Source organism: Pseudarthrobacter raffinosi (assembly GCF_023913835.1).
Lineage (GTDB): Bacteria > Actinomycetota > Actinomycetes > Actinomycetales > Micrococcaceae > Arthrobacter > Arthrobacter raffinosi.
On record NZ_JAMXBG010000037.1, the window covers coordinates 1 to 7,426 of the forward strand.

General features: G+C 64.6%; 4 protein-coding genes. 2 read left to right on the forward strand and 2 right to left on the reverse strand.

Annotation, left to right across the window (positions count from 1 at the left end; genetic code table 11):
• Positions 1-134: 134 nt before the first annotated feature.
• Complete coding sequence (locus NG697_RS20675) at positions 135-1,133, forward strand: glycosyltransferase family 2 protein (protein WP_254749588.1); 999 nt, start codon at positions 135-137, stop codon at positions 1,131-1,133.
• A gap of 343 nt (positions 1,134-1,476) precedes the next feature.
• Complete coding sequence (locus tag NG697_RS20680) at positions 1,477-4,788, forward strand: phytase (protein WP_252615074.1); 3,312 nt, start codon at positions 1,477-1,479, stop codon at positions 4,786-4,788.
• A 10-nt stretch (positions 4,789-4,798) separates the two neighbouring features.
• Here the strand turns inward: NG697_RS20680 and NG697_RS21125 are convergent, their stop codons facing one another.
• Both NG697_RS21125 and NG697_RS20695 read right to left on the reverse strand, forming a co-directional pair.
• Complete coding sequence (locus NG697_RS21125; protein WP_445260455.1) at positions 4,799-6,640, reverse strand: transposase; 1,842 nt, start codon at positions 6,638-6,640, stop codon at positions 4,799-4,801.
• Between the two features lie 167 nt (positions 6,641-6,807).
• Complete coding sequence (locus NG697_RS20695; protein ID WP_252600813.1) at positions 6,808-7,071, reverse strand: hypothetical protein; 264 nt, start codon at positions 7,069-7,071, stop codon at positions 6,808-6,810.
• Positions 7,072-7,426: the final 355 nt, after the last annotated feature.

A 7,426-nucleotide genomic window follows, 5' to 3' on the forward strand; every position in this document is an offset into this window, starting at 1 on the left:
CATGTGGGAGGCGCCCACCGCAGGCGCCAGACCTGAAGCCCTCCGCCGGGTGAAATATACCTACGCAAATGTCAGCGTCCCGCGGACGCCTATGGATCCCCAAGCGGTTCTCTCCCTCGTTCGGGGAGCGTAGCATGCTGGATCGTGGTGCACGTCCGAGCGTAACGATCGTCATTTGTGCTTATACCGAAAGGCGTTGGGACCGGTTGCTGGACGTCATAGAGTCCGTCCGGGCCCAATCAGTTGCACCCCAGGAGGTCCTGGTGGTGATTGACCATAACGCGGACCTCTACGAGCGGCTCACCGAAATTGTAGATGACGTGACGGTGGTGGAGAGCAGCGGTCCACGCGGGTTGTCCGGAGCGCGGAACACCGGCGTCGGACTTGCCGACTCGGACATTGTGGCCTTCCTCGACGACGACGCCGAGGCAGCCCCGGACTGGCTTCAACGGCTGCTTGCCCTTTATGACGATCCTGATGTCCTGGCCGTCGGCGGCCGCGTGGAACCGGTGTGGGAAACGGGCCGTCCGGGCTACTTCGGTGAAGAGCTCGACTGGATCGTAGGATGCAGCCACCGCGGAATGCCCAAGGTGGCCTCCGAGGTCCGGAATGTCATCGGCGCAAACATGTCCTTCAGGCGCGAAGTCCTCCGCCAGGTGGGCGGCTTCAACCTTTCGCTGGGGCGCCAGGGCACCTTGCCCCTTGGCTGTGAGGAGACCGAGATCTGCATCCGTTCGAAGATGGGCTCACCCGGATCGCGGATCGTCTACGAACCCGCGGCTTTGGTCCGCCACCATGTGCCGGCGGACAGGGGGACTTTGCGCTACATGCTGTCGCGTTCCTGGTCCGAAGGTATCTCCAAAGCCCAGGTCAGCCGGGTGGTAGGCCAAAAGCGGGCTCTAGGCCCGGAACGGCGCTACGTCCGGAGCGTACTGCCACGGGCGGTTTTTGCGGGAGTGCGCGATTGGGGCCGGGGCGACAACCCTCAGGGGCTGGGCCGGGCGGGAGCCGTCATCGCAGTCCTGGCTTGGACGGCCGCCGGGTACGTACGCGGACGCCGGATAGCGCACGTGGAGGGCCGCCCGCTGTCCGGGACCGTCATTGCGCGCGCACCGTGGAGCGAGGTCCAGTGAGCGAACGTGTCGATGAACTCCCCCCAGGAGGCGAGCGTGCCGGCCCGCAGGCCCAGACGCAGCAGGGTGAGCATGATGGCATAGTCGCGTCGCCCCTCGCTGCTTCGTCGGTCACACGAGCCCAGGAGCTTCCGGGCGTCATCGACGCTGATCCCGCTTGCCAAGGGGTGAGCGCCGGCGCCCTGTGATGGAAAGGGCCGCCCCGGAGAGATCCCTCTCGATCAGGCCGTCCAGGAAGCAAACGTCCCTGGCACACAAACCGGCCAGGTCGCCACCTGGTGCCCGCCTGGTTAGGAAACGGCTTGCCCGCAACACGTAAGCAGCAGCTGACAGAGAGGTCACCATGCGTATGGTCATCAGAATCCTCACCCCCTTGACGGTGGCTGGACTACTTGTGGGGCTCGCCGCTCCGGTCGCGAGTGCGGCAGTGGCGCAGGTGAGCGCAACGGTCGAAACGGCACCGATACACGGATCAGGGGATGCCGCGGACGACCCGGCCATCTGGATCCATCCCACCGACCCGTCGAAGAGCACCATCATCGGCACGGACAAGAGTACGGATGGGCACGGTCTGGTCGTCTACGACCTGTCTGGACGGGAGTTGTTCTATTATCCCGACGGACGGATGAACAATGTTGATGTCCGCTACAACTTCCCCCTCGGCAGCAGCCGCGTCGGTCTGGTCGGTGCCTCGAACCGCGTACGGAGCCTTGACTTCTACAAGGTCAACGAGTCGGATGGCTCGCTGACGAAGGTCGGCAGCTTCGCGCCCACCGCCAACATCGGCACGCCCCGCGGGTTCTCCTTTTACCACTCCCAGGAGACCGGTAAGTACTTCGCTTATGTCACCGATATCGGCAAGGTTGAGCAGTGGGAACTTGATGGCTCCACCGGGTCAGTTACGGGACGGCTCGTGCGCAGCTGGACGGTGAGCGGTCCCGCCCACACCGAGGGCCTGGTGGCGGATGATGAGATGAAGCGGCTCTACATCGCGCAGGAGGACATCGGTGGGATCTGGCGCTACGGCGCTGAGCCAGGGGATTCGACCGCCGGGACGATAGTTGTCAGCACCACCGAGAACGGCGGCGACATCGTCCAGGACATTAAGGGCATCAGCATCTACTACGGTAGCGGTGGCGCCGGTTACCTGCTGGCCGCGAGCCAGGGCTCCAACCGATTCCACGTTTATGCCCGCGACGACAACCGACCGCTGGGAGCCTTCGCCATCCCGGCCGGGAACGGGATCGATGCTGTGACCGGCATGGACGGGATAGACGTCACGAACTTCGGCGTCGGTGGGCCCTTCCCCCAGGGTTTCTTCGTCACGCAGGACACCGCCAACGACAACGGGCAGCGGCAGAACTTCAAGGCGGTGCCATGGCAGTCCATCGCTGCCGCCTACGCACCGGCTTTACTCGTCGATGCCGCCTATGACCCGCGCAAAATCGCGGCTGGGACCCCCACTCCCGATCCGCCTGACACGACGATCACGAGCAAGCCGGCCAACCCGGCGAGCTCCACGTCGGCTCAGTTCAGCTTCACCTCGGCATCGGCCAGCGCAACCTTCGACTGCTCGCTCGACTCGGCAGCATTCGCCAACTGCATCAGTCCGGTGTCATACACAGGACTGTCCGATGGCGCGCATACCTTCCAGGTTCGTGCCTCTGACCAGAACGGCGCTGATCCGACCCCCGCCAGTTATACGTGGACCGTGGACACGACGCCTCCGGCAGGGGACACGACGCCCCCGGAGACGGCCATCACCTCCGGACCGCCTGCGACGTCGACGTCGACAAGCGCCTCCTTCGCGTTCACCTCAAGTGAAGCCAATTCGACGTTCCAGTGCAGCCTGGACGGTGCGCCGCGCGTCGCCTGCACCTCACCCCAGACCTACACCGGGCTGTCGACCGGATCCCACACTTTCGGTGCCTGGGCCACCGACGCAGCAGGCAACACCGACGCGACAGAAGCGACGCATATCTGGAGCGTCGACCCCAGCGATACGACGGCTCCGACGGTGACGGTTACGTCTCCGGCTGCTGATGCGGCTGGTGTGGCGGTGACGGCGGATGTGACGGGGTCGTTCTCGGAGGCGATGGATGCCTCGACGGTCACGTCGAACACGTTCACGTTGACGGGGCCGACGGGGACGGTGCAGGCAGCGTACAGCAGCGCGGGCAACGTTGCGACGTTGGACCCGACTGCTAATCTGGCGGCGGATACGCCGTACACGGCGACGATCAGGGGCGGCCCCGCTGGGGTGAAGGATGTTGCCGGCAACGCGCTGGCGACGGACAGGACGTGGTCCTTCACCACGGCTCCCGCGGGCGGGACGCCCGAAACGGTCACGCTCACGGCCACCGCTGACAGCTACGTGGCGAGCGGGGCGACAGGGACGAACTTTGGCACAAGTACCATCTTGAGTGTCGACAACAGTCCGGTGGAAGTCACGTACCTGAAGTTCGACCTGTCCGCGTATGCGGGCAGGACCATCGAGAGTGCAACGTTGCAGCTGCGCAGCGCCGGGAGCGGGTCGTCGGGCACGCAGAACATCAAGCTGGTCGCCGATGACAGCTGGACCGAGACTGGGATCACGTACAGCACCCGCCCGGCGCTCGGCACCAGCATCGGCACCCTCGGCCCGACAACCACCAACACCACCTACAACATTCCGCTGACCCTCAGCGGACTGACCGGTGAGCTCGGCCAACAGCTCTCGCTGGGAATGGACTCCACCAGCAGCGACGGCCTGGACCTCAACTCCAAGGAGGCCGGCAGCACCGTCGCACCCAGGCTGGTGCTCACGCTCAGCGGCGGTGGCGGTGGTGGTGATACGACGGCTCCGACCGTGACGGGAACGTCTCCGACTGATGGGGCAACTGGTGTGGCGGCGGCGGCGAATGTGACGGGGTCGTTCTCGGAGGCGATGGATGCCTCGACCGTCACGTCGAACACGTTCACATTGAAGACGGGGACGACGACGGTGCCGGCCGCCGTGACGTACAGCAGCGCGGGCAACGTTGCGACGTTGAACCCGACTGCTGACCTGACGGCAAACACGACGTACACGGCGACAATCAAGGGCGGCTCCAGTGGGGTGAAGGATGTTGCCGGCAACGCGCTGGCGACGGACAAGACCTGGACCTTCACCACGGCTCCCGCGGGCGGAGGCACGCCCGAAACGGTCACGCTCACGGCCACCGCTGACAGCTATGTGACGAGCGGGGCGCCGGGGACGAACAATGGCACAAGTACCTTGCTGGGCGTCGACAACAGCCCGGTGGAAGTCACGTACCTGAAGTTCGACCTGTCCGCGTATGCGGGCAGGACCATCGAGAGTGCAACGTTGCAGCTGCGCAGCGCCGGGAGCGGGTCAACAGGCACGCAGAACATCAAGCTGGTCGCCGATGACAGCTGGACCGAAACTGGGATCACGTACAGCCTCCGCCCGGCGCTCGGCACCAGCATCGGCACGCTCGGCCCGACAACCACCAACACCACCTACAACATTCCGCTGACGGTCAGCGGACTGACCAGTGAGCTCGGCCAACAGCTCTCCCTGGGAATGGACACCAGCAGCGGCGACGGCCTGGACCTCAACTCCAAGGAGGCCGGCAGCACGCTCGCACCCAAGCTCATCCTCACCCTAAGCTAGAGGTACTTTGTTAGGTTGGTGGCGCGTGTTGGCAGTAGGGGCAGCGGGCGAGCTGTCGGATGAGGATCCGTTGGAGTTCTTTGAGGACCCTGTAAAGGCTCAGGCTGCCCCTGCTGCTTTTGGGGTGGCAAGGCGTTTCCTGGTGATGAACAGGTGGGCCGCTGACACGAGGGTGACGTGGTGGTGGAGGCCCGGGAAGGACCGTCCCTCGAAGTGGGAGAGGCCGAGCCCGGTTTTCAGTTCGCGGTAGTCGTGTTCGATGCGCCACCGGATTTTTGTGCCGGCTGGCAGGCCTGACGCGCAGGGCCAGGAAGCGGGATTTCATGGCGGCGGCCCGGTTCCCGCGACCGGTTTTGGTGCCGTGCCGCCAGGTGACCTGTCGCAGTTGTCCTCTCCCGGCGGCCCCTGCGAGTTCGGCCAGGCTGGCCGGGTCCTGTCGGTAGCGGGGCACGCTGGGCCGGCCCTTGGGGCTGGTGCGTTCGGCGAGTTCGGGAATGGCATCGGCCGGGTAGGCGCTGGTGGATGCCTTGACCGCCATCGCCCACGGAATGGACCTCCGGGTCGGCTCGAGCCGGAACAACGCGTTGTCCCCGTACCCGGCGTCGGCGACCGCGACCGGGCATGTGCGTCCCCAATGGGCGAGTTCATTGATCATCTCCAGCGCCAGCTCCCACTTGGGCCGGTTACGCACGTAATCCGGGATCCTCGCCTTCACCCTGCGGGCGGCGACGGCTTCGGCGTGCTCGTTGGTGTCCGCACAAGTGTCGTCCCAGGCCTCGGGCACGAACAAGCGCCAGTTCACCGGGGCCGAGGCCTGGTCGCTGACCATGTGCACGGTCGCGGCAACCTGGCACATGGCTGCCGGCCCTGACGCCTGCGGCTCGGGAAGAACCGGCAGGGGTTTGGGCCTGGGTGCCTCGGCGACGGCTGTGGCGTCCCACGACTGCTGCGGGGTGATGCGCCCGGGCAGTCCCTGGTGCGGTCGCTCGGTGTTGTAGACCAGGTCAAATCGGTCGACCATCTCCTGCAACTCTTGATGTGTTGCCGCGAGGGGTTGCTTGTCCAGCCACCGGAACAGGGTCTGGTGGAAGCGTTCGTTCTTGCCCTGGGTCGTTGGCTTGTACGGTTTTCCGGTGATCGCCTTGACCCCGAGCGAAGTCACGTAGGTGACCAGTTGGCCTTCAACGCCGCGACGTGAGGGATTTAAAGCCGCTCCGTTGTCTGTCAAAAGCCGTTGCGGTACCCCGTGGGCCTCGATGCCCTTTTTCACGACTGCCATGGCCGCTTCGCTGGTTTCGCCGGAGGCCACGTGGGAGGCAACGGCGAGGCGCGAGTGGTCATCCTGCAGCTGGAAGATCACGCATTTACGCCCACCGGTCAGGACATATTCGGTGGCGTCCAGTTGCCAGCAGGCGTTCGGGGCCGGGTAGACGAACCTGCGGTACGAGGCCCGGGGCTTCTTCGCCGGTTCGGACCGGGCCACGTTCCTCTCGCGAAAGATCCGCGCCAGCGAAGCTGGCGAGGGCGCGTGCATCCCCAAGGCAATCATCTTGTCGTGCACGCTGATCGGCCCGTGATCCAGACCGGAGGATTCCAGGGCGGCACGCACCTTCAGCGTGTCTTGCTTGAGGTCCTCGGACAGCCGGGTCGGTGAGGTCTTGGGGCGGCGTGAGCGGGGCTCCAAGACAGCGGCCTGTCCTTCATCCCGCGCCCTGGCCAGGATCGCATAGAACGTCTTGCGAGTGATGCCGTGCTCGGCGCAGAACGTGGTGACGGCACCTCGCGGTGCGTCATCGGGCCACTGGGCGATCGCGAGGCGGATACGGGCGTTGACAGGCGCATTCTTGTTCACCTGTCATTCTTTGCCATCGCACGGGCCTCCACCCAAACCGGTTAGCACCAGGGGAAGTGTCACCACCAAAACCCGCGAAAGTGTCACCGATGTCCTGCGACATAACAGTTGGCGATTAAAAGAGTGGCGATTAAAAGCCCTACGCCGAAAAACCTAACAAAGTACTTCTAGGTCAGGCAGGAAGAGGATGATGCTTTCAGTGCCCGTGTTCTCGCCGCGGCGAGTGCGATCAGCTGAGACTGGATCTTGGTGATGCCGTGATCTCCATGAGCTCGGCGAGTTCGGCGGCTTTGGCCCCGGTCAGGATCAAAGAGGTTCAGCCGTACACGCACGAGGGCGTAGAGCGCGGTGAGCAGCTTCAGCTCCGCGGCGGTGTCGTAGCAGTAGCGGAAGGCGTGCCGGCGGACTACGTCGCCGTTTTTCTGCTCCACGTGGGCGTTGTCGTGGGACCACCATTGTCGGTATCAGATGGGGTGGGGAGCCTGGAATTATCGGCATAACCGGGCTTGAAAAAGGGAGATGTGCATGCGGATGTGCGCAATGACGTTCAACGGGTGACGGATGAATCTACGGTCACCCCGCGGAGCTAAACTCACGTCCTGCGACCTTGGCTAAACATGGCCGGGACCCCATCCTTAAGGATGGAGTCCCGGCCATGTTTAGTCCTCTTCCTGCCTGACCTAGCTCAGGGTGAGGATGAGCTTGGGTGCGAGTGTGCTGCCGGCCTCCTTGGAGTTGAGGTCCAGGCCGTCGCCGCTGCTGGTGTCCATTCCCAGGGAGAGCTGT